25 protein-coding genes are annotated in these 24,586 nt (G+C 67.2%); 10 read left to right on the forward strand and 15 right to left on the reverse strand.

Features of this window, described 5'->3' with window-relative positions:
* Window positions 1-3: 3 nt before the first annotated feature.
* The 8 genes from MF407_RS12375 to MF407_RS12410 form a co-directional block, all read right to left on the reverse strand.
* A complete protein-coding gene (locus MF407_RS12375; RefSeq protein ID WP_239702464.1) occupies window positions 4-543 on the reverse strand; it encodes a GNAT family N-acetyltransferase in 540 nt (179 codons plus the stop codon).
* A 106-nt stretch (window positions 544-649) separates the two neighbouring features.
* A complete protein-coding gene (gene proC, locus MF407_RS12380) occupies window positions 650-1,480 on the reverse strand; it encodes a pyrroline-5-carboxylate reductase (protein WP_345770865.1) in 831 nt (276 codons plus the stop codon).
* 43 nt (window positions 1,481-1,523) lie between these two features.
* Entirely contained in the window at window positions 1,524-2,462 is a 939-nt protein-coding gene (locus MF407_RS12385; protein ID WP_345770866.1) for a proline dehydrogenase family protein, read from the reverse strand.
* Window positions 2,463-2,487: 25 nt separating this feature from the next.
* The gene (locus tag MF407_RS12390; RefSeq protein ID WP_239702465.1) at window positions 2,488-3,327 is read right to left on the reverse strand and encodes a transglutaminase family protein; all 840 of its coding nucleotides are present in this window, start codon (window positions 3,325-3,327) and stop codon (window positions 2,488-2,490) included.
* 2 nt (window positions 3,328-3,329) lie between these two features.
* A complete protein-coding gene (locus tag MF407_RS12395; RefSeq protein ID WP_239702466.1) occupies window positions 3,330-4,256 on the reverse strand; it encodes an alpha-E domain-containing protein in 927 nt (308 codons plus the stop codon).
* Between the two features lie 3 nt (window positions 4,257-4,259).
* Window positions 4,260-6,029: a circularly permuted type 2 ATP-grasp protein gene (locus MF407_RS12400; protein ID WP_239702911.1), complete on the reverse strand. Its 1,770-nt coding sequence runs from the start codon at window positions 6,027-6,029 to the stop codon at window positions 4,260-4,262.
* Window positions 6,030-6,165: 136 nt separating this feature from the next.
* Entirely contained in the window at window positions 6,166-6,954 is a 789-nt protein-coding gene (locus MF407_RS12405) for a sugar phosphate isomerase/epimerase (protein WP_239702467.1), read from the reverse strand.
* A gap of 15 nt (window positions 6,955-6,969) precedes the next feature.
* A complete protein-coding gene (locus tag MF407_RS12410; RefSeq protein WP_239702468.1) occupies window positions 6,970-7,896 on the reverse strand; it encodes a Ppx/GppA phosphatase family protein in 927 nt (308 codons plus the stop codon).
* Window positions 7,897-7,929: 33 nt separating this feature from the next.
* Between MF407_RS12410 and MF407_RS12415 the strand changes: the two genes are divergently transcribed.
* Together MF407_RS12415 and MF407_RS12420 are read left to right on the forward strand one after the other, a co-directional pair.
* Complete coding sequence (locus MF407_RS12415; protein WP_129625194.1) at window positions 7,930-8,733, forward strand: hypothetical protein; 804 nt, start codon at window positions 7,930-7,932, stop codon at window positions 8,731-8,733.
* A 2-nt stretch (window positions 8,734-8,735) separates the two neighbouring features.
* Window positions 8,736-9,428 carry a class I SAM-dependent methyltransferase gene (locus MF407_RS12420; RefSeq protein ID WP_239702469.1) on the forward strand — a complete coding sequence of 231 codons (693 nt, stop codon included), beginning with the start codon at window positions 8,736-8,738 and terminating at the stop codon, window positions 9,426-9,428.
* 6 nt (window positions 9,429-9,434) lie between these two features.
* Here MF407_RS12420 and MF407_RS12425 read toward each other — a convergent pair whose 3' ends face one another.
* Both MF407_RS12425 and MF407_RS12430 read right to left on the reverse strand, forming a co-directional pair.
* Window positions 9,435-11,162: a potassium channel protein gene (locus tag MF407_RS12425; protein ID WP_239702470.1), complete on the reverse strand. Its 1,728-nt coding sequence runs from the start codon at window positions 11,160-11,162 to the stop codon at window positions 9,435-9,437.
* Window positions 11,163-11,188: 26 nt separating this feature from the next.
* A complete protein-coding gene (locus MF407_RS12430; protein WP_129625191.1) occupies window positions 11,189-11,575 on the reverse strand; it encodes a DUF6394 family protein in 387 nt (128 codons plus the stop codon).
* Between the two features lie 87 nt (window positions 11,576-11,662).
* Between MF407_RS12430 and radA the strand changes: the two genes are divergently transcribed.
* The 7 genes from radA to MF407_RS12465 all read left to right on the forward strand — a co-directional run bounded on the left by radA (window position 11,663) and on the right by MF407_RS12465 (window position 18,362).
* Window positions 11,663-13,087: a DNA repair protein RadA gene (radA, locus tag MF407_RS12435; RefSeq protein ID WP_239702471.1), complete on the forward strand. Its 1,425-nt coding sequence runs from the start codon at window positions 11,663-11,665 to the stop codon at window positions 13,085-13,087.
* A gap of 320 nt (window positions 13,088-13,407) precedes the next feature.
* A complete protein-coding gene (disA, locus tag MF407_RS12440; protein ID WP_129625189.1) occupies window positions 13,408-14,484 on the forward strand; it encodes a DNA integrity scanning diadenylate cyclase DisA in 1,077 nt (358 codons plus the stop codon).
* Window positions 14,485-14,504: 20 nt separating this feature from the next.
* Window positions 14,505-15,383: an A/G-specific adenine glycosylase gene (locus tag MF407_RS12445; RefSeq protein WP_239702912.1), complete on the forward strand. Its 879-nt coding sequence runs from the start codon at window positions 14,505-14,507 to the stop codon at window positions 15,381-15,383.
* A 34-nt stretch (window positions 15,384-15,417) separates the two neighbouring features.
* Entirely contained in the window at window positions 15,418-16,227 is an 810-nt protein-coding gene (locus tag MF407_RS12450; RefSeq protein WP_239702472.1) for an ABC-2 family transporter protein, read from the forward strand.
* Window positions 16,220-17,053, forward strand: a complete 834-nt coding sequence (locus MF407_RS12455) for an ABC-2 family transporter protein (RefSeq protein ID WP_239702473.1) — start codon at window positions 16,220-16,222, stop codon at window positions 17,051-17,053. Before MF407_RS12450 ends, MF407_RS12455 begins: the two co-directional genes overlap by 8 nt.
* Complete coding sequence (locus MF407_RS12460; RefSeq protein WP_239702474.1) at window positions 17,050-18,009, forward strand: ATP-binding cassette domain-containing protein; 960 nt, start codon at window positions 17,050-17,052, stop codon at window positions 18,007-18,009. Before MF407_RS12455 ends, MF407_RS12460 begins: the two co-directional genes overlap by 4 nt.
* On the forward strand, window positions 18,006-18,362 hold the full coding sequence (locus tag MF407_RS12465) for an MGMT family protein (protein ID WP_239702475.1): 357 nt from the start codon (window positions 18,006-18,008) through the stop codon (window positions 18,360-18,362). The genes MF407_RS12460 and MF407_RS12465 overlap by 4 nt, the downstream gene beginning before the upstream one ends.
* A gap of 45 nt (window positions 18,363-18,407) precedes the next feature.
* Here the strand turns inward: MF407_RS12465 and MF407_RS12470 are convergent, their stop codons facing one another.
* From MF407_RS12470 to MF407_RS12480, 3 genes are all read right to left on the reverse strand, one after another.
* Complete coding sequence (locus MF407_RS12470) at window positions 18,408-18,734, reverse strand: type II toxin-antitoxin system PemK/MazF family toxin (protein ID WP_239702476.1); 327 nt, start codon at window positions 18,732-18,734, stop codon at window positions 18,408-18,410.
* 38 nt (window positions 18,735-18,772) lie between these two features.
* Window positions 18,773-19,279: an amino-acid N-acetyltransferase gene (locus MF407_RS12475; protein WP_239702477.1), complete on the reverse strand. Its 507-nt coding sequence runs from the start codon at window positions 19,277-19,279 to the stop codon at window positions 18,773-18,775.
* 111 nt (window positions 19,280-19,390) lie between these two features.
* Window positions 19,391-21,937: an ATP-dependent Clp protease ATP-binding subunit gene (locus MF407_RS12480; RefSeq protein ID WP_239702478.1), complete on the reverse strand. Its 2,547-nt coding sequence runs from the start codon at window positions 21,935-21,937 to the stop codon at window positions 19,391-19,393.
* Between the two features lie 230 nt (window positions 21,938-22,167).
* Between MF407_RS12480 and MF407_RS12485 the strand changes: the two genes are divergently transcribed.
* Entirely contained in the window at window positions 22,168-23,280 is a 1,113-nt protein-coding gene (locus tag MF407_RS12485; protein ID WP_239702479.1) for a hypothetical protein, read from the forward strand.
* On the opposite strand, the gene MF407_RS12490 is transcribed toward MF407_RS12485, so the two are convergent.
* Together MF407_RS12490 and MF407_RS12495 are read right to left on the reverse strand one after the other, a co-directional pair.
* Window positions 23,261-23,752 (reverse strand): hypothetical protein, encoded by a 492-nt coding sequence (locus tag MF407_RS12490; RefSeq protein WP_239702480.1) that lies wholly within the window; start codon window positions 23,750-23,752, stop codon window positions 23,261-23,263. The genes MF407_RS12485 and MF407_RS12490 overlap by 20 nt on opposite strands.
* A 32-nt stretch (window positions 23,753-23,784) precedes the next feature.
* On the reverse strand, window positions 23,785-24,579 hold the full coding sequence (locus tag MF407_RS12495) for a Ku protein (RefSeq protein ID WP_129625181.1): 795 nt from the start codon (window positions 24,577-24,579) through the stop codon (window positions 23,785-23,787).
* Window positions 24,580-24,586: the final 7 nt, after the last annotated feature.

Genomic DNA, 24,586 nt, shown 5'->3' on the forward strand with positions numbered 1-24,586 from the left:
GGATCAGTCGAGGACCGACGACGGCACCGAGGACGGGTCGTCGCCGAGGGGGTAGACCATCGCCATCTCATCGTCGTCCTGGGTGTCTTCAGTGGCACCCTTCATCGGACGACGCGAATCGGTGGGACGGAATCCGAAGCTGCTCGCGAAGGCGACGGCCCGACCGTTGTCGGTGCCGACCCAATAGAGCAGGAACTTGTAGCTCTCCTGTTTGGCCTTCTCGACGCCGGCCTCGACCAACTTCCAGGCCACACCCTGGCCACGCAGGCGCGGGGTGACCCATAGTCCGAACAGTTCGCCCACACGCGCCTCGTCGGTGCTGCGGTCTCCGACGGAGACCACTCCGACGATGTCGTCACCGTCCTGCGCGATCAACCGACGGGAGCGCTCCAGGCGAGTACGCCAGAAGTCCTCGTCGTAGTCCTTCTCCTGGGCTGCGGATGCGGCGAAGGCCTCGGGCGACTCCTCCAGCGAGCTCAGGCGAACGGAACGGTAGGTCTCCCACTCGTCCGTACCAAGCGCGCGAATCGTGATTTCGCTCATGCACTCCACCTTTCCATGCCAAGCATTTCCTCCCGGCTCCGGGCCGGAAGTCGCGGCTGCAGCCTATCCGGCACGACCGACGACACGCCCGGCCAGGTGGGCACGGTCAGCCCTGGGCCAGTTCGGCGGAGCGATGTGCGGCGGCTTCCATCGCGGTCAGGAAAGCCGCGCGCACCTTGTGGTCGTCCAGTTGCCGCAACGCCGCCATCGTCGTTCCCCCGGGTGAGGACACCTGCTCGCGCAGCACGGTCGGGTGCTCACCTGTCTCTTTGAGCATGGTGGCCGCGCCGACGACGGTCTGGACGACGAGCTCGGTCGAGGTGTTGCGCGGCAGCCCGAGCAGCACGCCGGCCTCGATCATCGCCTCGACCACGTAGAACAGGTACGCGGGGCCGCTGCCGCTGATCGCGGTGATCGCGTCCATGTGGTGCTCGGCGACCGTGACGACCTTGCCGCAGCCCTCGAGCAGACGGGTCGCCTCGGCGAGATCGTCGGCGCCGCAATGGGTTCCGGGGCTGACCGCGGCCATGCCCTGATCAACGAGCGCCGGGGTGTTGGGCATCGCGCGGGCGACCGGGGTCCCTTCGGGCAACCGCGCCTCCAGGTACGCCGTGGCGATTCCGGCGGCGATCGAAACCACCAGCGCTCCCGGTTCGAGCCGGTCGCGGATCTCGTCCAGCAGCGCACTCATGTCCTGTGGTTTCACCGCGAGCACCACTGTGTCGGCGCCTACGACGGCGTCCGCCGGGGACGCGGCCCGGACACCGTGCGTGGCGAGGATCTGATGCGCGCGGGCCTCGTGCCGGTCACCGACCACGACGTGATCAGCGGGCTGACCGCTGCGCAACAGACCGGCGAGCAGGGCCTCCCCCATCACGCCGACGCCGAGTACGGCCAGGCGACGCGGGGTGCCCGCGGGTGCCGAGGATTCTGACACTGGTACCTCCGGGATGGAACGGACGGGGTTCAGCTGCGGCTGCTCAGCGCACGCAGGAAGAACGCCGTGTTCGACGGTCGTTCGCCATTCGACGCACCAGGTAGCCGTACCACTCGTCGCCGTACGGGACGTACACGCGCACCTGGTTTCCGGCATCCGCGAGACGCCGCTGCTCGTTCGGGCGGATGCCATAGAGCATCTGGTACTCGAACGAGTCGGGGGCGCGGAGGTTCTTGGTCGCGAGCGAACCGGCGATCTCGACGATGCGCGGGTCGTGGCTGGCGATCATCGGGTAGCCCTCGCCCTCCATCAACACCCGCATGCACTTCACGTAGTTCATGTCGATCTCGCCCTTGTCGGCGAAGGCGACGGACGCCGGCTCGGCGTGCGCGCCCTTGCACAGGCGGACGCGGCTGCCTTCGTACGCGAGGTCGCGGCAGTCACCCTCGGTGCGGCGCAGGTAGGCCTGCAGCACGGCACCGGTGTCGGGGAAGTCCTTGCGCAGCTCGGCGAGGGTCTCCAGCGTCGCGTCGGTGGTGGTGTGATCCTCCATGTCGAGAGTCACCGTGGTGCCGGCGATCGCCGCGGCCTCGCAGATCGAGCGAGCGTGCTCCAGGGAGATCTTGCGACCGTCCTTGGGCAGGGCCTGGCCGAGTGCGCTGAGCTTCACGCTGACCTCGACACGTCCGCCGTCGGTGAGGCAGGCGTCGGCGAGCTCGGCGAGCAGATCGAGGTAGGCGTCGCGGGTGTGGATCGCCTGCGCACGCTCGAGGGTGTCCTCGCCGAGGAAGTCGATGGTGGCGAGCTTGCCCTCCACGTCGAGCTCACGGCTGACCCGCACGGCGTCCTCGGTGGAGGTGCCTGCGACGAACCGCTTGACGACGTCCTTGCTGACCGGCGCCTTCTCGACGACGTCACGCACCTTGGTGTTGCGGCTCAGGCCCATCAGTCCGCTGCGCAGCACAGCACTCGGGTCGACCATGACTCTCCTTCAGCTCGTTCGATGGTCAGGCCAGTCGGCTGATTTCCACCGTGACGGACATCTTGCTGCCGGGCGTCCCGGTGAAGATGCCCCGCAGTGGCGCGACGTCGGTGTGGTCGCGTCCGTGTGCGACCTCAATGTAGAAGTCGTCCGGCTCCCGCTGCATCGCAGGGTCGTACGCCATCCATGTGCCGTCCCACCATTCGATCCATGAGTGACCGTGACCGGTGATCACTTCGCCGATCGGCACCTCGCTGTCACGCAGCAGGTAACCAACGACGAAACGGGCCGGGATCCCGGCGGACCGAAGCGCGGTGATCATCATGTGCGCGAAATCGGTGGAGCCGCCCTCCCCCGCGTCCCAGACCTTCGCGGCCTGGGGTGCGTGCGAGAAGCGCTCCGGGCGGTAGGTCACCTTCTCGTGCAGCGCGGCAACCACGGACTCGACGAACGTCGCCGGGGTGTCGGCGTCGTTCCGGATCCGCTGAATGGCCGCAGCGAACTCGCCGACCGCGCCGCAGTGGCCCGAACACTCCAACAACTCGCCGTACTCGTCGCTGACCGACTTCTCCTGCATCTGGTCCCAGCCGAGGTGCTCGCCCTCCTGCCGGGTGCGGTGGACGGTGACCGTGCTGATGGCGACGACCTTGAGTTCACCGTGCGGTTCGTGCAGCTCGAAGGTGGTGACATTACTGCCCCAGTAGTCGACCCAGGAGTCCTGCCACGGCGTCGGGGTGATCTCCATCCTGGTGTGCGAAACCGTTTGTGCCAGAGTCGATCTGGGCACCATGCGCGCCTCGTTGTACGACGCGACGGCGGGTCCGGAGTAGGTATAGCCGGCCCGGTGGACCAGGCGCAGGGTCACGCTCACGATTCACCTCGGATCCACTCGGGAGGGAGAGCTCCCTCGAAGTAACGCTTGGACACTGCCTCGGTCGCCTGTGCGCACACCCGCTGCAGCGACTCCATCTCCCTGGCGACGTCGCCGAGCAGGTCGCTGATCGAGCGGTACTCCAGCTGGGCGAGGGCCTGCCCCACGATGCGGCGCGCATCGCCGGAGAAGCCGGTGCGGTGCTGCTTGGGATTGAGTTCCTCGAGGCAGGTGGCCGCCTCGTTGAGTGAGTACCTGACAGATCGCGGGAACAACCGGTCCTGCAGCAGGAACTCGGCTGCGGAGCGGGGAGATTCGGACGCCCGGTAGATACGGGTGAACGCGTGTGCGGCACCGCAGGCGCGCAGGGTGACCTGCCAGGACGCTGCCGAACCGGTGCCGTACGTCGTCATCAGGATGACCCGGGCGGTCATGTCGACCCGCTCGATCATCCGGCCGAGGCGGATGAACTGCCACCCGTCGTCGTGGCTCTGGGTGTTGTCGGCGAGCGCTGCAATCATGTTCGCTCGCTCACGAACCAGACGGAACGCGTCCGCCGGGCGCATCGCGGCGAGCTGGCCGTCGGCGACCTGCAGGTGGGTGGTGTTGAGCGCCTCCCACAGCTCGGTCGAGACGATCTCGCGCGACCGACGCGCGTTGTCGCGGGCCATCGTGAGCGCGTACGCGATCGCGGACGGCTGCTGGGAATCGGTCAGCAGGTAGCGCAGCACCTCGTCCACGTCGGCCGGACCGTCGTGCCCGACGGCCATGGCCGCGAGCAGCGACTGGCAGGTGGCGTCACGGTCGAGCACCGGATCCTCGACGAGCAACTGCAGGTGCACGTCGAGGATGCGGGCGGTGGCCTCGGCGCGCTCGATGTAGCGACCGATCCAGAAGAGGGATTCAGCGATTCGACTCAGCATGATCTAGAGCGCCCCCTCGTCCTCGACGTCCGGATCGAGTTCGATCTGGGGTTGCTCCTGGGGTCCGGCTTCGACCGGCTCGTCCGACTGCGACGACTGTGACGATTGCGACTGGGACTGGCTCTGCGAGCCACCACCGCTTTGCGACTGGCTCTGGGACTGTCTCTGCATCCCGCCGTCCAGACCGGGGTGAGCCGGCTGCCGCGCCGAGCCCTGGGACTGTGACTGTGACTGGGCCTGCGACTGCGAGAAGCCCGGGGTGATGGCCTCCGCCGTCTCTGCGGCTTCCTCCGCCGCCTCGCGTTCAGCGGCAGCGCGCGCCGTCCGCTGTGCGGGGTGCAGGACCGCCGACTCGTCGGCGGGCTCGGGGGTGACGATCGGGTCGCCGGGCTCGGGAGCCAGCACCCAGGTGTCCTTCGAGCCGCCACCCTGACTGGAGTTGACGATCAGCTCGCCCTCGGGCATCGCGACGCGGGTCAGGCCGCCGGGCAGCACCCAGACCTTCTCCCCGTCGTTGATCGCGAACGGACGCAGGTCGACGTGACGCGGCGCCAAATCGCTGCCGATCAACGTCGGCACGGTGCTCAGCTGGACGACGGGCTGGGCGATCCAGCCGCGAGGGTCCTCGAGGAGGCGGGCGCGCAGTTCGTCGAGTTCTTGCATGGTGGCCCGCGGGCCGATCACGATGCCCTTGCCGCCGGCCCCGTCGACGGGCTTGACGACGAGTTCGTGCAGTCGGTCGAGCACCTCTTCGCGGTGGTCCTCGTCCTCCATCCGCCAGGTGTCGACGTTGGGCAGGATCGGCTCCTGCGCCAGGTAATAACGGATGAGATCGGGCATGTAGGTGTAGACGAGCTTGTCGTCGGCGACGCCGTTGCCGACCGCGTTGGCGATCGCGACATTGCCGCGACGGGCCGCGTTCAGCAGGCCGGGCACGCCGAGTACCGAATCCCGTCTGAAATGAACCGGATCGATGAAATCGTCGTCGACCCGGCGGTAGATCACGTGCACCGGTAGGAGGCCGTTGGTGGTGCGCACGCTGACCCGTCCGGCCTGTGCGACGAGGTCGCGTCCTTCGACGAGGCGGACCCCCATCAGACGAGCGAGCAAGGCGTGCTCGAAGTAGGCCGGGTTGTAGGAGCCAGGAGAAAGCACGACCACGCTCGGATCGCCGATACCGGACGGAGCACTGGCGCGCAGGGCGGCGAGCAACTTGCCGGGGTACTGCGTGACCGGGCGAATGCGGTGGTGCGCGAAGGCTTCCGGCAGACCGGCGGACATTGCGCGCCGGTTCGTCATGACGTAGGAGACACCGGAGGGAATGCGGACGTTGTCCTCCAGCACCCGGAAATCGCCCTTCGCGTCCCGGATCAGGTCGATGCCGGCGACGTGCACGCGCACGCCGGCAGGAGGGTTGATGCCCTTCGCGGCGCGCAGGAAGTGCGGGCTGCTGGTGACGACGCGACGCGGGATCACGCCGTCGTTGAAGACCTGGCCCTCTCCGTAGATGTCACCAAGGAATGCCTCGAGTGCGCGAACCCGTTGCGCCACACCGGCTTCGACGTGCGACCAGGCCTTGTTGTCGATCAGACGGGGAATGATGTCGACCGGGAACGGCCGCTCCTCGCCACCGATGTCGAACGTGACGCCCTGGTCGAGATACGTGTGCGAGAGGTAGTCGGCTCGCGTACGCATGTCGTCCGGGGTCAGCCGTTCGACCTGACGCCTGAGCTCGACATACGCCGGACGCGTGGTGGCGTCCTCGGCGTACATCTCGTCGTAGGTGTCGGGGCGGTTCCGGTACGCCTCGAAGATCCCTTTCACGCATGCGAACCTAGCGCGGTTTGGTTACCGCCATGTTTCTGCGCGACATTCGTCTTGCCACAGTGGCCGCAGGGCCCGGCGGGGTTCAGCCCGCAGGCGCCGCCAGATGCAATCGGGCGAAGGCGAGCGCCTCGGCGAGGTCGAGTTCGCGATCGTCGTCGGTGCGCTTGCGTGTGCCGACCTCCACCACGACGTCGCCGGAGAATCCTTGGGCGGCAATGAGTTCCAGCACTTCCGCGCAGGGCTGGCCACCGCGTCCGGGCACGAGATGTTCGTCCTTGAAGGACCCGAGGCCGTCAGCGAGATGGATGTGGCGCAGCCGCTCGTCGAGGTCGTGCACCATCTGCACGGCGTCCGACCCGGCAGTCGCGGTGTGCGACAGGTCGAGTGTCACATGGCGGTAGGACTCGCCGACCGGATCCCAGTGCGGCAGGTAGGCCTGCATCTCACGCCCACGGGCCCGCCAGGGGAACATGTTCTCCACCGCGATCGCGATGCCGGTCTCGTCCTCCCGCTGCGCGATGCCCTCGACGAACTCCGCGGCGTACTCCTTCTGCCACCGGAACGGCGGGTGCACGACGACCACCTCGGCGCCGACCTCCTGTGCCAGCTTCACCGAGTTGTCGACCTTGCCCCAGGGATCGGTGCCCCACACCCGCTGGGTGAGCAGCAACGTCGGAGCATGGATCGAGACGACCGGTAGTCCGTAGTGGTCGATGAGGCGCTTCAGTGCACCCGACTCCTGGCTGATCGGGTCGGTCCAGACCATGATCTCGATGCCGTCGTACCCGAGCCGGTCGGCGAGATCGAACGCACCGACGACCCCCAGCGGGTAGACCGACGAGGTCGACAACGCCACGCGAGAGTCCGGCACGTCAACGACCCCCACTCAGTCGTCCAGCCAGTCCAGCCGACGCAGGATCACGCCCTCGCGCATCGCCCACGGGCACAACTCGAGTTCGGCGATGTCGAGCAGGTCCATCACGGCCTCGATGACCATGGCACCGGCAAGCACCTGGTGGGAGCGGCTCTCGGAGACACCGGGCAGCGAAGTTCGCTGTGCCGCAGTCATCGTCGACAACTTGGGCACCATCGTGCGCAGGTCGTCGCGCGAGAGCGTGCGGCGGACGTACGGCCCCTCGTCCGAGGGCGCGGCGCCACACATGCGAGCCAGCGAGCGAATCGTCTTGCTGGTGCCGATGACCCGGTCGGGCAGACCGGCCTTGGTCAGCGGACGGATCTCGCGGGCGATGTCGGACCGGATCTGCTTGCGCAGCACCTTGAGTTCGGCGGCCGAGGGCGGGTCGCCGTGCATCGTGCGGGTCAGGCGTCCGGCGCCGAGCAGCAGACTCATGGCGACGTCGGGCTCCTCGTCCGTACCGGTGACCAGTTCGAGTGAGCCGCCGCCGATGTCGACCACGAGCAGGCGCCCGGCCGACCAGCCGAACCAGCGACGTACCGCCAGGAAGGTCAGGCGGGCTTCGTCCTCACCCGGCATCACCTGGATGTCGAGACCCGAACGCGAGCGCACCTGCTCGATCACGTAATCGCCGTTCGGCGCCTCACGGATCGCGCTCGTGGCGAACGGGAGGAGTTCCTCGATGCCGTGGTCGTCGGCGATCGCCTGGCACTCCCCGATGAACGTGACCAGTTCATCGATGCCCGCGTCGGCGATGTGTCCGCTGTCGTCGGTGTACTCCGACAGCCGCAGTTCGCGCTTGTGGGAGAACGCCGGCAACGGACGTGCGCCCTGGTGAGCGTCGACCACGAGAAGGTGCACGGTGTTCGATCCGACGTCGATCACACCCAGGCGCATGAGGCGAGGTTATCGGTAAGGGAGAATGCGCCGGTGACCGAGACACCCCTTCGTGCCCCGCGGGTCTGGGCCGAGTTCGACAACCCGGACGACGCGACCGAACGGTTCCGGGTCGACCTGACCTGGCTCACCTCGTCCTACATGTGCATCTTCGGCCAGGGCTGCCAGGGCATCTACGAGGACCGCCCGGACGACGGGTGCTGCACGCTCGGCGCCCACTTCAGCGACAAGGACGACCTGAAGAACGTCAAGCAGGCCGCGAAGAACCTCGGTCCGGACGAATGGCAGTACTACGACGAGGGCCGCTCCAAGAAGGGCTGGACGCAGAAGGAGGACGGCGCCACCAAGACCCGCGTGGTCGACGGCGCATGCATCTTCCTCAACCGGCCGGGCTTCCCCGCCGGCGCCGGATGCGCGCTCCATCAGCACGCGATGGCCGAAGGTATCGAGCCGCACACGATCAAGCCGGACGTCTGCTGGCAGCTGCCGATTCGGCGCGACTTCCGCACCGTCACGCACAACGACGAGTCGACGTACACCGAGGTGACGATCACCGAGTACGACCGTCGCGGCTGGGGTCCGGGTGGACACGACCTCGACTGGTACTGCTCGGCCAACCCCGAGGCGCACGTCGGCAAGAACCCGTTGTACGTCTCGAATGCCGGAGAGCTGAAACATCTGATGGGCGAGGCCGGGTATGCAGAACTGGTTCGGCGATGCGAGGCCCACCTGGCCGCGGTTGCGGTCGCGCGTCGTCCGGGCAACCGCAAGATGCTGCCCCTGCTCGTCCATCCTGCAACTCTCGCCGCGGAGAAGCAGAATCGTCGGAAGATCTGAACTTGCCTGATTATCAAGCGATTCCGTCACCGAACATCTGGGACCACCCCGACATCTACGAGATCGAGAACCGCGGGGTCGATCCCGACGGGCTGATCTGGGACGCGATGCGTTCGGTGCGTTCCTTCGACGGTGCCCGGGTGCTCGACGTCGGCTGCGGCACCGGCTTCCACCTGCCCGAGCTGGCCCGCACGGCAGAGTCCGTGATCGGGGTGGAGCCGCACGAACCGTTGGTGCGCACCGCGCAGGCACGGGTGCGCGGCATCCGGAATGTCGACGTCCGGCTCGGTGGGGCGGAGATGCTGCCGGTCGAGGAGCACTCGGTCGACGTGATGCACAACCGGTGGGCGTACTTCTTCGGCGGCGGCTGCGAGCCGGGGCTGGAAGAGCTCGACCGCGTCATGGCGCCGGACGGTGTCGCGTTCGTCGTCGACAACGACGCGTCCCGCTCGACCTTCGGGCGGTGGTTCCGGGAGGCGTGGCCGACCTACGACCTGGTGTCGGTCGAGCGGTTCTGGGAGCGTCAGGGTTGGTCGAAGATCCCGGTGTTGATGCGCTGGAAGTTCGAGACCCGCGCGGATTTCGAGGCGGTCGTAGGCATCGAGTTCGACAGGCACCACGCCGAGCAGATCCTTGCCTCGCACGAAGGCGTCGAGGTCGACTACGCGGTCTGGGTGCGCTGGAAAAAGTACTGACCGGCGTCAAGGACGCCGGCTGCGCAGGGCCCGCCAGACCCAGGTGGAGGGCACCTGGTTGCCGGTGGCGATGTACTCGAGCGTCGCTGAGTAGAACAGCGCGTCGTACAGGTCCATGAGGCCGCGGCCGGTGCCGGCCAGCAGCACCTGATCGCCGGCCCGCACCAGCAGGTCGTCGTCCGGGGCCAAAAAGTGCTCGTCATCGCGCAGCACCATCAGCGGCACCAGGGCGAGCTTCTCGTTGCGGTCGTCCGGGTGCCGCAGCAGGTCGCCGAGTCGAAGGTCGTGACCGCGCTCCAGCCACGCGGACACGGCCGGCGCATGCTGGTGATCGAGTCTGAACAGATCCCGTTCGGGCGCGCGCTTGCCGCACTTGTCCACCAGACGGTCGCGCAGCCCCACCGCGAACTGCTCGTCCTGCTGCAACAGTTCCTCGATGAACTGCCAGAACACCGGCGTCAGCACACGGGCCAGCACCTCACGGGCCACCAACTCGGTCGAGATGTAGATGGAGTCGATCTCCATCGCATGACACAGCGCCGCATAGGAGTTCGTGCGCTGCCGCACGCACAGGTAGGTGTCGGGGTTGGTCAGCCGAACCCGTTCCGCCAGAGCGATGTTCGTCAGGTCGTTCGTGCTGGCAGCGACGAACCCCGCGACATCGTCGAACGACTCGGGCATCCGGGACGCGTCCACGTGGTCGACCGACAGCCCGGCTCCACGCAGGTCGCGAGTGACCTCCTCTCCGAACTCACAATCACCGGCGACCACCCAGCGTCCGAGGGCAAGGCCCTCACGCAGTTCGGGAAGTTCGTGCTCGTCGTTGTCCATCAGCCACTGCACAAGTTGGTCGGTGACCGGCTGGTGCAGGGACAGCGCGAGGTAGCCGCCGTACCGGTCGTCCGGGTTGATCAGCGCGGTCGGGCCGAAATCCTCGATCCGCGACTGGACAGTGTGGTCGACACAGCGCGCGATCACCGGCAGGTCCGGACGAAGCAAGGACACACTCATCGTGATTGCCAGGTTCGCCTCGTCGTCGTCGGTCAGCGCGAGCACGGCCTCGCACTGCGGGTGTCCGAGCCCGGCGAGTCCGAGTGCGGCCGGCACCCTTCCGTCCGACTCCAGCGCCGGGACATCGGCGGTGAGTTCGTCGGTCCACACGGTCTCGACCCGGCTCTGCGACTCCTCCACGACGACGAACCTGCGGCGTCGCTTGTCGAGTTCGTGGCCCACCGCCTGGCCCGCCGCTCCGTACCCGACAACGAGCATGAACGGCTCGCGCATGTTGCGCACCTTGCGCCGAAACCGTTGTGTGGCAAGGGCTTCCTGAAAGGCCGTGTCCTGCATCATCGAGAAGATGACGGCGATCGCGTAGGCCCAGCTGACCACCAGCATGAAGATGGACGCGGTCATCCACATGCGCTGCGGGTAGCTGAAGGCATGCGGGGCCTCGGTGAATCCGACCGTCGTGACCGTCATCGTCATCTGGTAGAACGCATCGAACGGCGTCAGATGATAGGTGTTGCCGTTGACGTCCTTGCCGGGCACCAGCGTCATGCCGAGGGTGGCGATGCTGAACGTCGTGATGAGTACGATGAACGGCATTCGCATCCGGCGCAGCAGCAGGAAGACGGCGTCCGTCGCCGGAAGCCCGGTGGGGATCGGCACCGGCCGGCGCCGCGCGCGCCGCACGTGGCGATGACGCAGGTTGAGCAGATGCAGCAGGTTGACCATGAAGGTTCAGTCGACGACGGCGCGGATCAACGTCGCCGGAACGACACCGTCTCCACGACCAGCAGCACCACCGAGACCACGTTCGCCAGCAGCGCGCCACCCGACAGCGAGACGACGCTGGACGTGGCCTCCCCATCGAGCCCGTGGGCGGAGACCTGACTCGCCCATACCCACACCGACGCCGCGCCGATCAGCTGCAGCAGGGCGACCAGGCTGGTCGCCAGGTGCACGGCGCCGACCTGCGTCCGGTCGCCGAACTTCAGCACGGTGGCGATGCAGTTGACCACGATCGCAGCGAACAACTCGTACACGTTGTGCACGTGCGGGTTGTCGATGTCGCCGAGGAAGAAGCCGAAATTGAGTGTGGCCGCCAACAGGACGAAGAATCCGAAGACCACCTTTTCGAGGTTCACCCGAGCAGCCTAGGCCCCACACCAGGTGAGGTCGGCCACTTAGGACGTCCGAAGTTGCTGTCGTACCCGTCTCGTACGGTTACCACCATGGCAGCGAAGAAGGGCTCGGCACCGGCGTACAGGTGCACCGAATGCGGGTGGACGGCGATCAAGTGGGTCGGCCGGTGCGGTGAATGTCAGGCCTGGGGCACGGTCGTCGAGGCGGGCATGGTCAAGCCGCGGACGGCTCCGGCGCGCACCGTCGAGCGGCCGGCTCTGCCGATCGCCGACGTCGATGCGAGCCTGGCCGAGGCTGCCCCGACCGGCGTGGGTGAGTTCGACCGGGTGCTCGGTGGCGGACTCGTTCCGGGTGCGGTGGTGCTCGTGGCCGGCGAGCCGGGCATCGGCAAGTCCACGCTGCTGCTCGACGTCGCAGGGCGGGCGGCGCGCGGGGGTCGTGAGGTGTTGTACGTCAGCGGGGAAGAATCCGCGGCTCAGGTGCGACTGCGCGGCGAGCGCATCGAGGCCATGGCCGACACCCTCTACCTCGCATCCGAGACCGACCTGTCCACCGTGCTCGCGCAGATCGAGCAGGTACAGCCGACCTTTCTGATCATCGACTCGGTGCAGACCATCGCGTCCGCCGACATCGAGGGCGCGCCCGGCAATGTCAGCCAGATACGTGAGGTCGCGGCGAGCATCATCCAGGTGGCGAAGGAGAGAAACATCGCCACGCTGCTGGTCGGCCACGTCACCAAGGACGGTTCGATCGCCGGTCCGCGGATGCTCGAACACCTCGTCGACGTCGTCGTTCAGTTCGAGGGCGAGCGCCACTCGCGCCTGCGCATGGTGCGGGCTGTGAAGAACCGTTACGGCCCCACGGACGAGGTGGGTTGCTTCGATCTGTCCGATGTCGGAATTGTCGGCCTGCCCGACCCGTCCGGGTTGTTCCTGACCCGCACCGCGAATCCCGCACCGGGCACCTGCATCACGGTGACGCTCGAAGGACGCCGCCCCTTGGTCACCGAGGTGCAGGCGCTGCTGGCGAAGTCGGAGCAGGGTGGCTCGCCGCGGCGCACCACCAGCGGGGTCGATTCCTCGCGCGTGGCGATGATCCTCGCCGTCCTCGACCGGCACTGCCAGGTGCCCACCCGCAACTCCGAGTGTTATGTCTCGACCGTCGGCGGCGTGCGCCTGGCCGAGCCGGCCGCCGATCTTGCGCTTGCTCTCGCGATGGCCAGTTCGCTGGCCGACGCGCCGTTCACCAAGGGGACGGTCGCGCTCGGAGAGGTCGGACTGGCGGGCGATGTGCGCGCGGTCCAGGGGGTGCCGCGCCGGTTGGCCGAAGCGGCGCGCATCGGTTTCCAGCGGGCGATCATCCCCAAGGGCTCCCTTGGCGAGGAGAAAGCACCCGACGGGATGGATGTGCGCGAGGTGGCCGATCTGGCGTCCGCAGTTCGCCTGCTCAATCTGGCGACCGTCACCGAACTGCGCCCCCGCGAAGGAGCACCCGGACGGTCGCGGGCCACCTGAGCCGTCTGAGGCAGAAACTGACCGCCAATGAGGTAGTTGCCCGATGTGGGGCATTACCTCAGACGAAGGAGACGCTCGCGTTCGAGTTGTCCACCCGGGCCGGCGACGCCGCGATGGGAGCCCGTGGTCCGGCCGACGCTGCACGCCACTACGAGGACGCGCTCGCCCACCTGGCCGAACATCCGGAGCCTGTCGACCGACCCGTTCGGCATCGAGAGGCCGCAGCGATCGCTCGGCGAGACGGGTTGGTCTGACCGCTCAGGTCGGCCGGAACCGGCGTGCATCCGCGAGATCCCACCTGTGTCACCTAGTCTGTGCGGGTGGAGCGCACACCCGAAGAGATCCTGCACGACACCCTCGCGCTCGTCGCCCCGGGCACCGTTCTGCGTGAAGCGTTGGAGCGCATCCTGCGCGGGCGCACGGGCGCGCTGATCGTGCTCGGCAACGACCCGGTCGTGGAGCAGATCAGCACCGGCGGATTCCCGATGGACATCGAACTCACCGCCACCCGACTGCGTGAACTGGCCAAAATGGACGGCGCGATCGTCGTCGACGGCGATGTCAGCCGAATCGTCCGCGCAGCAACGCAATTGGTGCCGGACGCCTCCATCGAGACGTCGGAGTCGGGCACCCGTCACCGTACCGCCGAGCGCGTGGCCAAGCAGACCGGTTACCCGGTCGTCTCGGTCAGCCAGTCGATGCACATCTGCGCCTTGTACGTCGGCAACCTGCGTCACGTCATCGAGGACTCCACTGCGATCCTGTCCCGCGCCAACCAGGCATTGCAGACCCTGGAGCGTTACAAGGAGCGGCTGGACGAGGTCGCCGGCACCCTCAGCGCCCTGGAGATCGAAGACCTGGTCACCATCCGCGATGTCGCGAGCGTCGTGCAGCGGATGGAGATGGTCCGCCGCATCAGCGAGGAGATCGCCGAGTACGTGATCGAACTCGGCGTCGACGGGCGCCTCATGGCACTCCAGTTGGATGAACTCGTCACCGGCCTCGGCGACGACCGCACGCTCGTCGTGCGCGACTACGTCGAGTCGGCCAAGGAACCGCTGTCCGTCGACCAGGCTCTCGACCGCCTCGGCGCGCTGTCCTCGTCAGACCTGCTCGACCTGTCGGCGGGCGCACGGGCGATGGGCTTCTCTGTCAGCGGAGACTCCCTCGACAGCGCGGTCAGCCCCCGCGGATACCGCCTGCTCAGCCGCATCCCACGCCTGCCCGGTGCGATCGTGGAGCGCCTCATCGACCACTTCGGTTCGCTGCAGGCCCTGCTCGCCGCCGACTTCGACGATCTGATGGCCGTCGACGGCGTCGGTGAGAGCCGGGCCCGCGCAGTGCGCGAGGGGATGTCGCGTCTCGCCGAGAGCAGCATCCTCGAGCGTTACGTCTGACCCAACCGAAACCGTTGAGCATCGACGATCTCGGCGAGATCCACTGTCGGATCATCGAGTGGTACCGTCGCGAGCAACGTGAGCTGCCCTGGCGCAACGCCGACTGCTCGGCCTGGGGCGTGCTGCTGTCGGAAGTGATGTCGCAGCAGACTCCGGTCGCCCGTGTCGCTCCGATCTGGCTGGAGTGGATGGAGCGCTGGCCGACCCCCGCCGATCTCGCCGCGGCACCTCCGGGCGAGGCCGTCCGGCACTGGGGACGCCTGGGTTACCCACGACGCGCGCTGCGCCTGCACGAAGCAGCCACCGCCATCGCGCGCGATCATGACAATGTCGTGCCGTCCGATCCCGTTGTGCTGCAATCACTTCCGGGTATAGGCACCTACACGGCGGCAGCCGTGGCCGCGTTCGCCTACGGCGTCCGAACCGTTGTCGTCGACACGAACATCCGCCGGGTCGAAGCGCGTCTGTTCACCGGAGACACCCTTGCCGCACCGACCCTGACCGCCGCCGAGTCCCGGTTGGCCGCAGCGGTCCTGCCGGCCGACGACGAGGACGCCGCCGTCTGGAACGTCGCGTCGATGGAACTCGGTGCCGTCGTCTGTACCGCCAGGAATCCGACCTGCGGTTCGTGCCCGGTGCTCGACCTGTGTGCCTGGCAACGGGCGGGCGCGCCACCGTACGACGGCCCGGCACGCAAGGCTCAGAAGTGGGCGGGCACCGACCGCCAGGTGCGCGGCAAGTTGCTGCAGACCCTGCGCGATGCGCACGGTCCGGTTTCCCGCGGCACGCTCGACCTGGTGTGGAGCGATGCAGCACAACGGCATCGCTGCCTCGCCGGGCTCATCGAGGACGGCCTGGTCGAACCGCTCGACGGAGAGCAGTTCGCGCTACCGACCTGACAAGCGAACCAGGGACGCGTAGGGTCTTGCATTTGTGTCTTCCCTCCCCTGGCTGCCGTACTGGCGCCTGTTCGTGGCAGGGATCAGACAGCAGGCAACCTACCGGCTGGCCATGGTCGGTGGACTCATCGCAAACGCCACCTTCGGCTTCCTGAAGACCGCCATCCTGTCGGCGACGGTCGTCGCCGGCGGCGGGACGGTCGGCGGTTACGACGGCGCCATGATGGCGACCTACGTCTGGGTCGGCCAAGGGATGCTGGGCTCGTTGAACCTCAACGGACGACTGGACCTGGCCGATCGGATCAATACCGGCGACATCACCACCGACTTCCTGCGTCCGCTCGACGTGCAGACGGCGACGATCGCGACCGAGGTCGGCAAGGCGGTCTATGCGCTGCTTCCGCGCGGCGTTCCCAGCCTTCTCATCGGAGCGCTGTTCGTAGGCCTCGGCACGCCCGAGTCGCCGTGGAGCTGGGTGCTGGGGCTCGTCAGCCTCGCACTCGGCATGGTCGTGTCGCAGACCACCGTCTACGTCCTCACGACCGCCGGCTTCTGGCTGGTCGAACTACGCGGACTGCAGACGATGTACATGATGCTCTCGGGCTTCCTCGCCGGACTCTTCGTGCCGGTCACGCTCTTCCCCGACTGGTTGGCGACGATCGCGCACGCGACCCCGTTCCCGTCGATGATGCAGTACCCGATCGACGTGTTCACCGAGCACAGCGGCATGACCGGCAGCATTGAGCGCGTTGCCGCACAGTGCTTCTGGCTGGCCCTCACTTGGCTGGCCGGTTGGTGGCTCACACGTCTTGGGCGGCAGCGCCTGGAGGTGCAAGGTGGCTGACCAACTTGCGACGCCCAAGACTCTCCCGTCAAGAACCGCGCCGTACCGAGCCGTGCTCGCCTCCCGCGTCCGCAGCCAGCGCTCGTACCGCTCGAACTTCGCACTCGACCTCGCCTCGTCCGCACTGATCGGAGTCATCGAACTCGCCGAGATCTGGGTGCTCTTCCACGCGGTCGGGGTGCTCGGTGGTTACTCGTTCACCGAGATCCTGCTCGTCTACGGCATCGGCGACCTGGCCTTCTCGATCGCCGATCTGGTCTTCGGTCACTGCGACAACCTGCCGACCTACCTGCGCGCCGGCACGCTCGACGTGTTCTACCTGCGTCCGCAGCCGATCCTGCTGCAGCTGATCACCAGCGACATCTCGCTCAGACGGATGACCCGAGCGGGCGTCGCGATCACCTGCATCGTCGCCGCTGTATGGGCCGGCGATATCGACTGGACTCCGGCGAAAGTCGTGCTGCTCGGCCTCAGCATCGTGTGTGGCACGGCGATCTTCGCCGGACAGTTCATCGTCGCGGCAGGCCTGCAGTTCTTTCTGATCAACGGGGCCGAGGCCACCAACGCGTTCGTCTACAGCGGTCGGTACGCGTCCACCCAGGTGGCGTCCGTTTGGTCCCAGCCGCTCAAGGTGTTGTTCGGGTTCTTCTTCCCGATGGCGTTCGCCGCGTTCATCCCGTCGCTCTGGATCCTGGACAAGGTCGGCCCGTCGATCTTCCCGTCGTGGTTGGCGTGGTGCACACCGATCGCGGCGCTGTGGACCTGGCTGGCCGCGATGGTCACCTGGCGTTGGGGACTTCGGCACTACCAAGGAGGCGGCGGATGACCGCGATCATCGAGACCCGCGGGCTCACCCGAGAGTTCAAACGGCGCGCGAAAGGTCTGAAGCACACGAGCCTCACCGCGGTCGACCGCCTCGACCTGCAGATCGATGCCGGTGAGTCGGTCGGCTACATCGGCGCGAACGGGGCCGGGAAGTCGACCACGATCAAGATGCTCGTCGGCATCATCGTGCCCACCTCCGGCACGGTGCGCACCTGCGGCCTCGACCCGCTCGCGCAGCGGCGTGATCTGGCCCGCCGGGTGGGCGTCGTCTTCGGGCAGCGGTCCCAGTTGTGGTGGGACCTGCCGGTGAAGGAATCGTTCTCGATCCTCGCGGCGATCCACCGGCTGTCGGACGCCGCGGCGAGAGCACGACGAGACGAGCTGATCGACCACCTCGACATGAGCGAGTTCCTCGACACCCCCGTCCGCCAACTCTCCCTCGGCCAACGGATGCGTGCCGAGGTCGCGGCGGCGCTGCTGCACTCCCCCGAGTTGGTGATCCTGGACGAGCCGACGATCGGTCTCGACGTGCTGTCCAAACAGCGGCTGCGCGACTTCCTGATCGCCGAGCGCGCCCAGAACGGCACCACGCTGCTGCTCACAACCCACGACATGGGCGACATTGAGCGACTGTGCGACCGCGTCCTTGTCGTCGACCACGGAAAGCTGGCGTACGACGGCACCCTGCCGGGACTGTCGGCGCGGGTGGGTGCGCAACGCGTCCTCGTGCTCGACCTGGCGGACGCCGGTCCGGACCTCCTCGACATCCCGAACACCCAACACATGGGCAGTGAGGCGGACGGCATGCGCCAGCGACTCGCGTTCGACCCCGCCGCCACGACCGGGGCCGCCCTGCTGGCCGCCGTCGGTGAACGGGCGCAGGTGCGCGACCTGACCATCGAGGAACCCGACATCGAGGACGTGGTGCGGCGTATCTATCTGGCGCAGCGGACATGAACGAGCAGCTACGGGAGCAGGTGTACGCCGTCGTCCGTCTCGTTCCACCCGGACGCGTGATCAGTTATGGCGACATCGCAGAACTCTTCGGCATCAATCCGCGACTGGTCGGACGCCTCATGTCGATCAGTGAGCCGGCCGACGAGTTGCCGTGGTGGCGCGTGACCAACTCCTACGGTGACCCGCCCAAGCGCCTGCTGGACGAAGTGGTCCCGCGCTGGGCGGAAGAGGGAATCACCTTCAAACCCAATGGCATCGGATGCCGTATCAAGGAGTACCGCGCCGACCTGGCAGCACTCGCGGACGATGCCGAGCGTCTCCTCGGTCCGATGCCCGGACTCCGGGACGACTGACCGATCAGCTCGCTCGGGAGCACACGGCGTCGGTTATGCGAATGCTCAGGGCAAGGCCAGGAAGTCGCGCAGCCAGCCGTCGACCTCTCGCATCGTGGCGGAGTCGACCACTCCGATCCGGGCGACCAGTCGATCCCGAGTCACTGTGCGGGGCTGTTCGGTCATCGCGAAGGTCGGCTTCGACAGACCGACCTTCGCACCGCGGAGCAAGATGTGGTTGGGCCAGCCGCGATCTACGGTCGTCGCAGGAACGATGATCGCGAGCGTGTCGGCTTGCTCGAGGTACAGATCGCTCGCGATCACCAGCGCCGGGCGGCGGACGGACTGCTCGCGCCCGCGCACCGGGTCGAGTTCAGCCCACACGCCGGTCATACGGCGGAGGATACCAATCGGTGTACCTCGAAGAGGACTCAGAAGGTGAGCAGCATTCTGGTGTTTCCCAGGGTGTTCGGCTTCACCCGGTCGAGGTCGAGGAACTCGGCCACACCCTCGTCGTAGGACTGCAGCAGTTCGGCATACACAGCCGGCTCCACCGGCGCGCCCTCGATCTCCACGAACCCGTGCCGCCCGAAGAACTCGGTCTCGAAGGTCAGACAGAAGACCCGCTCGACTTCCAACTGCCTCGCCCGGTCGAGGAGTTCGCGGACGATGCGGCTGCCGACCCCGTGCCCCTTCGCGCTGCGGTCGACCGCGAGCGTGCGGATCTCGGCGACGTCGTCCCACATCACGTGCAGCGCACCGCAGCCCACGATGACCCCGTCGATCTCCGCGACCAGGAACTCCTGCAGCGACTCGTAGTACGACACCGCCGGCTTGGGGACGATCGCGCGGGAATCGACGTACGGCGACGTGACCTCCCGGATGCGGCGGACGTCCGTCGCGCGGGCCGGCCGGACGAGAACCTGCGTTTCACTCACCCGCCCAACGCTAATACCCACACCGGACTCACGCGGACGCGTCCGCGCACAAGACATGCGAAGGGGCGCCCACCCGAAACCGGATGAGCGCCCCCTCGAAACGAACCGACCTTATTCGCCCTTGCCCAGGTCGATGCCGTCGGCGATAGCCGCTGTCTCGGCCTCGAGGGTGTCGGGTGCGGTGGCCCGCGGCGAACCCTTGAAGGTGAACGTGTCGTCCTTGCCCTCGCCGGTGGCGTCGACCAGGACGATCTGGCCCGCGCCGAGGTCGCCGTAGAGCAACTTCTCGGACAGCTGGTCCTCGATCTCGCGCTGGATCGTGCGACGCAGCGGACGGGCACCGAGCGCCGGGTCGTAGCCCCGCTTGGCCAGCAGCGCCTTGGCGACGGGGGTGAGCTCGATCGCCATGTCCTTGTCCTTCAGACGCTCGTCCAGACGAGCGACCATCAGGTCGACGATCTCGACGATCTCCTCCTGCGACAACTGCGGGAAGACGATGGTGTCGTCCACACGGTTGAGGAACTCGGGGCGGAAGTGCTGCTTGAGTTCCTCGTTGACCTTCGCGCGCATCTTGTCGTAGCCGGTGGCGGTGTCGTTGCCGGACGCGAAGCCCAGCGAGACGCCCTTGGCGATGTCACGCGTACCCAGGTTGGTGGTCATGATGATGATCGTGTTCTTGAAGTCGACGACCCTGCCCTGGGAGTCGGTCAGGCGACCGTCCTCCAGGATCTGCAACAGCGAGTTGAAGATGTCGGGGTGGGCCTTCTCGACCTCGTCGAAGAGCACAACCGAGAACGGCTTGCGGCGCACCTTCTCGGTGAGCTGACCGCCCTCTTCGTAACCGACGTAACCGGGAGGCGAACCGAACAGGCGCGACACGGTGTGCTTCTCGGAGAACTCCGACATGTCGAGCGTGATCAGCGCGTCCTCGTCGCCGAACAGGAACTCGGCGAGGGCCTTGGCCAGCTCGGTCTTACCCACGCCGGTCGGGCCGGCGAAGATGAACGAACCGCCCGGACGACGCGGGTCCTTCAGGCCGGCACGGGTGCGGCGGATGGCCTGGGAGAGCGCCTTGACCGCGTCGTTGTTACCGACGATGCGCTTGTGCAGCTCCTCCTCCATCCGCAACAGACGAGCCGACTCCTCCTCGGTGAGCTGGAACACCGGGATACCGGTGGACGCAGCGAGCACCTCGGCGATCAGTTCCTCGTCGACCTCGGCCACGAGGTCCTGGTCGCCGGACTTCCAGGCCTTCTCACGCTCGGTCTTGGCGTCGATGAGCTTCTTCTCGTCGTCGCGCAGGGACGCGGCCTTCTCGAAGTCCTGGCCGTCGATGGCCGACTCCTTCTCGCGGCGCACGTGCGCGATCTTCTCGTCGAACTCGCGCAGGTCGGCCGGGGCCGTCATGCGACGGATCCGCAGGCGCGCGCCCGCCTCGTCGATGAGGTCGATCGCCTTGTCCGGCAGGTGCCGGTCGTTGACGTATCGGTCGGCCAGGTTGACCGCCGACACCAGCGCGGCGTCGATGATCGTGACGCGGTGGTGCGCCTCGTACCGGTCGCGCAGACCCTTGAGGATCTCGATCGCGTGCGGGATGGACGGTTCCTGCACCTGGATCGGCTGGAAGCGGCGCTCCAGCGCGGCGTCCTTCTCGATGTGCTTGCGGTACTCGTCGAGCGTCGTCGCGCCGATCGTCTGCAGCTCACCGCGAGCCAGCATCGGCTTCAGGATGGATGCGGCATCGATCGCGCCCTCGGCGGCACCCGCACCGACGAGGGTGTGGATCTCGTCGATGAACAGGATGATGTCGCCGCGGGTGCGGATCTCCTTGAGCACCTTCTTCAGGCGCTCCTCGAAGTCGCCGCGGTAGCGCGAACCGGCCACCAGCGAACCGAGGTCGAGGGTGTACAGCTGCTTGTCCTTCAGCGTCTCGGGGACGTCGCCGCGGACGATGTCTGCGGCGAGGCCCTCGACGACGGCGGTCTTGCCGACGCCGGGCTCACCGATGAGCACCGGGTTGTTCTTGGTACGGCGGGACAGCACCTGCATGACCCGCTCGATCTCCTTCTCGCGCCCGATGACCGGGTCGAGCTTGCCCTCGTGGGCAGCCTGCGTGAGGTTACGACCGAACTGGTCGAGCACCAGCGAACCGGCCGGCTGACCGGCCTCGGGGCCGCCCTGGCCGACGCCTGCGCCGGCCTTCTCGCCCTTCTCACCGTTGTTGAAACCGGAGACGAGCTGGATGACCTGCTGGCGCACGCGCGGCAGGTCGGCACCCATCTTCACCAGCACCTGGGCGGCAACACCCTCGCCCTCGCGGATGAGGCCGAGCAGGATGTGCTCGGTGCCGATGTAGGAGTGGTTCAGCTGCAGACCCTCACGCAACGACAGCTCCAGCACCTTCTTGGCGCGCGGAGTGAACGGGATGTGTCCCGACTGCGGCTGGTTGGAGGGGCCGATGATCTCCTGGACCTGTTCGCGCACGGCCTCCAGGGAGATACCGAGCTGCTCCAGGGCCTTGGCGGCGACTCCTTCGCCCTCGTGGATGAGGCCGAGCAGGATGTGCTCGGTCCCGATGTAGTTGTGGTTGAGCATGCGCGCCTCTTCTTGCGCAAGCACGACAACCCGGCGGGCACGGTCGGTGAACCGTTCAAACATCGTCTTCTCCCTCGGCTGCTTCTTCGCTCGATGCTAGTCGTCACCCCGGACGCCGGTGGAGCCCCTGCGGACACCGGTGGAGATTCGGGGTGGCGAACTCTGCCGGTGACAACGCGAGCCCCGCCGCCTCTGTTCCGAGATCCGTCCACCGAATGCCGATCACGCGTTACGCCCAGGGCTCAATCGTCGCGCAATCGGTGCGCCCGTGACCTGCCCATAGGATCGGGGACATGGCCAGCTTCGTCGTCGATGCGTTCGGCACGGCGGTGTCCGTGAAGTGCCATGCCAGTGATCTCGATCGCCTTCGGCAGCAGTGGTCACGCTGCCTCACCGAACCGGTCGACAAGCCGAAGCAGATCGAGCGAGTCGAACACAGCGGCGGCGAGCTCGTCGATACGGCCGACTACGCGCTGTCTTCCGCCGTCACACTCGCCGCGATCAACGCACAAGCCGGGGAACGCCTCATGTTTCACGCCTGCGGCCTGGCCGATCCAGAGTCCCGCGACGTCGCGGTCCTCGTGGCCGCGTCCGGCACCGGGAAGACGACGGCCTCCGTACGGCTGAGCCAGGTCGGACTCGGCTACGTCAGCGACGAGACGATCGCGGTCGACGACGACCTGAGTGTTCGCGCCTATCCCAAGCCGGTGTCGGTGGTCATCGATCCGGCGCACCCCACGCAGAAGTCGCAACACGGTCCGGACGAGTTGGGCATGGCTCCGGCGCCGGAAGGACACCTCGGGCTGGGTGCCGTCGTGCTGCTGACGCGGCGCCGTGACGAACATGTCGCCCCGACGCTGACCCGAATCGACCTGATCGACGGCTTGGTCGACCTGCTCCCCCAGACCTCCGCCCTGCCGCGCATCACGCACCCACTGCGCACTCTCGCCTCCGCCGTCGCGCGAGTCGGCGGACCGCTGCGGCTGGAGTACTCGGAGATCGAGGAGTCCGTCGAACTGTTGCGTGAAGCGCTCGGCTCGACCGCACCCGAGGTCGAGTTCGTGCATCTGCCACCGACCGCGGAGTTGTTCACCGACGAGACGGTGGCCGCGCAACCGGTGACCGACCCACGGGTCGTCCAGCGCAGCCCGTATCTGGACGCCGTCGAAGCGGACGGGCGCGTCATGTTGTTGCTGGGCACTCAGAGTGTGGTGCTTGACGGCGTCGGTGCGCTGCTGTGGCAGCACGCCGAACAGCCGACCCGGATCGAGGATCTTCTGCAGCGATGCCGCGAGGAGTTCGGACCGCACCCGGACGACACACAGATCGTCAACTCGTCGGTCGAACAGTTGATCAGCCATTCGGTGCTGCGCGAATGCGACGAAGTCACCCCTCCAGGGCGATGACCACCTGCCGGACGTGCTGAGCCAGGACCTCGGCCGCCAGTGCCGCGGCTTCGTCACCTTGGCGATACGGGTCGGCGATGTCCTCGACTCCCCGCGGAATCGGCTGTGCCAGAGCCGCTTTGACGATCTGGTCACCGCGCAGCGCCGGCTGCTCCGCAGCAACCGCGGTGAAGTGGGTGAGAAGGGTCGTACGACGCAGGGCGACCGGTGCCTCGTCCACGACCCACAGCCGGTGCCGAGACTCCATACACAGCAGCAGATCAGCCTCGCGCACCATGGCAGCGGTGAGTTGGCGTGCGGCGAAACCTTCCGACGTGCCTCCCCGGGCCGACAGTTGGTCGGCCATCGGTCGATCCATCGGCTCGCCGTGGAGCGCCTGGATGCCGGCGGACGCGTAGTCAACCGAGCCGTCGGACAGCAATCGGGCCAGTCGTTCGGCGAAAGGGGAACGACAGACGTTCCCGGTGCACACGAAAAGCACCTTGGGCACTGGGCAGGCTCCGTTCAGCTGGCCTCGCCGCGCGATTTCTTGGCGCGATCCACGCTCTGCTGCAACGCGGCGAGAAGGTCGATGACTTCGCCCTCGGATTCTGCCGCAGCGGCCGGCTTCTTGACCTCACCGCCCTTGAGCTTCGCCTTCACGACCTCCTTGACCGCCTGCTCGTAGTCGTCGGAGTACTCGTCGGGCTCGTAATCGCCGGCGAGTGACTCGACCAGCATGTGAGCCATCTCGAGCTCAGCCTTCTTGATCTTCGTGTCGTCGTCGTCGAGCACCCCGAACTCGGGCTTGCGCACCTCGTCCGGCCACAACATCGTCTGCAGCACGATCACGTCGTCGCGGACCCGCAACAGCGCCACGGTGGAACGGGTACGCAGCGAAACCGTCACCAGGGCAACGCGATCGGTCTGTTCGAGTGCCTCACGCAGCAGCACGTACGGCTTCACCGCGCTCTTGTCGGGCTCCAGGTAGTACGACTTGTCGAGCACCAACGGGTCGATCTGCTCGGCAGGAACGAACTTGTCGACCGCGATCTCCTTGGTGGTGCTGATCGGCAGGTCGGCGAGATCGTCGTCGTCGAGCACCACCATCTCGCCGGAGTCGGTCTCGTAGCCCTTGGCGATGTCGTCGTACGAGACCTGCTCGCCGTCGATCGAACACACCCGCTGGTACTTGATCCGGCCGCCGTCGGTGCGGTGCACCTGACGGAACTGGACATCATGGTTCTCGGTGGCCGAGTACAACCGCACCGGCACATTGACAAGGCCGAAGGAGACCGCGCCCTTCCAGATCGCTCGCATCCGTCAA

It is taken from the genome of Yimella sp. NH-Cas1, from assembly GCF_022359705.1.
GTDB classification, from domain to species: Bacteria; Actinomycetota; Actinomycetes; order Actinomycetales; family Dermatophilaceae; genus Yimella; species Yimella lutea.

Coding starts and splice junctions, on each gene's coding strand:
- MF407_RS12465 (WP_239702475.1), top strand. CDS start 18,006: ATGAACGAGCAGCTACGGGAGCAGGTGTACGCCGTCGTCCGTCTCGTT.
- MF407_RS12425 (WP_239702470.1), bottom strand. CDS start 11,162: ATGGTCAACCTGCTGCATCTGCTCAACCTGCGTCATCGCCACGTGCGG.
- MF407_RS12375 (WP_239702464.1), bottom strand. CDS start 543: ATGAGCGAAATCACGATTCGCGCGCTTGGTACGGACGAGTGGGAGACC.
- MF407_RS12460 (WP_239702474.1), top strand. CDS start 17,050: ATGACCGCGATCATCGAGACCCGCGGGCTCACCCGAGAGTTCAAACGG.
- MF407_RS12480 (WP_239702478.1), bottom strand. CDS start 21,937: ATGTTTGAACGGTTCACCGACCGTGCCCGCCGGGTTGTCGTGCTTGCG.
- MF407_RS12395 (WP_239702466.1), bottom strand. CDS start 4,256: ATGCTGAGTCGAATCGCTGAATCCCTCTTCTGGATCGGTCGCTACATC.
- MF407_RS12385 (WP_345770866.1), bottom strand. CDS start 2,462: ATGGTCGACCCGAGTGCTGTGCTGCGCAGCGGACTGATGGGCCTGAGC.
- MF407_RS12400 (WP_239702911.1), bottom strand. CDS start 6,029: ATGTACGCCGAGGACGCCACCACGCGTCCGGCGTATGTCGAGCTCAGG.
- radA (WP_239702471.1), top strand. CDS start 11,663: ATGGCAGCGAAGAAGGGCTCGGCACCGGCGTACAGGTGCACCGAATGC.
- MF407_RS12410 (WP_239702468.1), bottom strand. CDS start 7,896: ATGCGCCTGGGTGTGATCGACGTCGGATCGAACACCGTGCACCTTCTC.
- MF407_RS12495 (WP_129625181.1), bottom strand. CDS start 24,579: ATGCGAGCGATCTGGAAGGGCGCGGTCTCCTTCGGCCTTGTCAATGTG.
- MF407_RS12470 (WP_239702476.1), bottom strand. CDS start 18,734: ATGACCGGCGTGTGGGCTGAACTCGACCCGGTGCGCGGGCGCGAGCAG.
- MF407_RS12485 (WP_239702479.1), top strand. CDS start 22,168: ATGGCCAGCTTCGTCGTCGATGCGTTCGGCACGGCGGTGTCCGTGAAG.